Raw genomic sequence first — 1,594 nt, forward strand, 5'->3', positions numbered from 1 at the left:
GCTGATTGGCTTGGTGGCACACTGGTATGAGTCTGACCAATGGTATGGTTTTTTTTTCATGGCATTGATTTTTGCGCCATTTATCCGCTACCTCTGGTTGGCCGACAAACAGTACCATTATCGACTCACCACCGAGGGTTTAGTTACCACCTATCATGATGCGATTCCGGATGCCGCCTACGCGGTAGTGCGGGGGCTGGCTTGGTTTGGGGTAGTGGTTTGTATTGTCGGGGTGGCCTTTTTAGGCCCAGCAGCGCTGGTTGGTGTAGGTGGAATGGCTCTGGGGGCATTTTTCTTTACTGGTTTTAAAAATATAGAGACAACTTATGAGAGCCCTATAAAAAATGGGCATCGTCATTTGATTAAGGTAACGCGGAATCGTCCATTTATTGCCTGCCAATCGGATGTACGAACAATGGGCTTACGAGCAAGTATTCGTCTTCATTGCCCATTGGATAAGATGCACACTATCTTGTCATTGCTGATGACGCAGTTACCTGATTCAGAAATCCGTGTATTTAAAAATGAGCGCGTGTTAGATGGCGTACCATTTGCGTTATTTGAGTCAGGCGAACCTGCCCAACTGGCAGATTTTACCCCTGACAATACCCAGCCCAGTTAACGTTTTTTCTCGCGCCTGTTATTGGCGCGAGACTCGGTGTCCATCAGTGACAGCTTTGCCACCAAGATGCTAACAGACTTTTTAGCGGCAAGGTCGTCAAGGGTGAGAAAACATTAAGTACGAGCTGTGTGGGTAGGTTAACGATGACCGTGCAGTCCGTGGGTACAGCAAAGGAATAGCTATATGAATAAGAGAGCTGCGCCGCAGTTGGCGTCGACAGAGCAAGAGACACAACTGTTGGACGACAGTCGGTATGAAGACCTGCCGCGAAGTGAGTACCTGCAATTACCCCAAGAGGAGCAAGACCGGCTCTACAAGCTGCGTCAGCAGCGGGTGCGCGAGGCGCCCACGCTTTATGAGTGGGATATTAAGGTAGCGACTGTGTATGGTCTATTTTGGTTAACCTTCCTGATCCCGTGTGGTTGCGTAGCACTTATAGGGTGCTATTTGCTATCTGGCGATACTAGCTTGGGTATAGGGTTAATCATCATGGCTTTAATTATGTGCTTATCTGCTCGTTACCTCTGGTTTGCAGACAAACAGTACCATTATCGGCTCACCTCCGAGGGTTTAGTTACCACCTATCATGACGCGATTCCGGATGCAGCTTACGCGGTAGTGCGTGGGCTGGCTTGGTTTGGGGTGGTGGTTTGTATTGTCGGGGTGGCCTTTTTAGGCCCAGCAGCGCTGATTGGTGCAGGCGGAATGGCTCTGGGGGCATTTTTCTTTACTGGTTTTAAAAATGTAGAAACCACCTCAATAAGTGCTATCAAGCGTGGACACCCCCATATGATAAAAGTGACCCACAAGAGGCCATATATATCGTGTGATACAGACAGGTTTTATTTCGGATATTATTCAAATCTCGACTGTTATTGCCATCCCGAAGATATGCATAAAGTGTTGTCGCTACTGATGAAGCAATTACCGGGGTCGGAACTCTTTTTATTGAAAAATGAACGAATAGTTGGC

Annotated in this window: 2 protein-coding genes; both read left to right on the forward strand. The window is 47.8% G+C overall.

Annotated features, from left to right (window positions below):
- Positions 1-622, forward strand: a 622-nt coding sequence (locus L5L77_RS22435) for a hypothetical protein (RefSeq protein WP_263223441.1), incomplete at its 5' end; no start/stop codon positions are given.
- Positions 623-805: 183 nt separating this feature from the next.
- On the forward strand, positions 806-1,594 hold a 789-nt coding region (locus tag L5L77_RS22440; RefSeq protein ID WP_263186858.1), incomplete at its 3' end, for a hypothetical protein.

Source organism: Shewanella sp. SM29, assembly GCF_025654245.1.
In the GTDB taxonomy this organism is placed as follows: domain Bacteria; phylum Pseudomonadota; class Gammaproteobacteria; order Enterobacterales; family Shewanellaceae; genus Shewanella; species Shewanella oncorhynchi.